This is a genomic window from Pseudoalteromonas sp. ABE4_541, from assembly GCF_056312285.1.
Map to the genome: position 1 here is coordinate 1 of NZ_JBSVEM010000070.1, position 246 is coordinate 246.

The window sequence follows — 246 nt, forward strand, 5'->3', positions numbered from 1 at the left end:
AACACATTTTGTGTAACTGCCAGTTTTAAATAACATCTTTTAATCGGTCTTCGAATTCGATCATAAATCGATTTAAGGCCGATTTCCAATTTCTTATCGGCATCGTCCATTTTTTAGATGCCTGCTCAATAGCCAAGTAAACTACCTTTTTAGCTGAGTCATCATGTGGGAACAGCTTACGCTTTTTGATGGCTTTGCGGATAACTGAGTTCAGCGATTCAATGGCATTTGTAGTGTAAATAGCTT

The 246-nt window shown here is 37.4% G+C and carries 1 protein-coding gene; it reads right to left on the reverse strand.

What is annotated here, in order from left to right:
• Positions 1-25 precede the first annotated feature (25 nt).
• On the reverse strand, positions 26-246 hold a 221-nt coding region (locus tag ACW689_RS21530), incomplete at its 5' end, for a transposase (protein ID WP_476294459.1).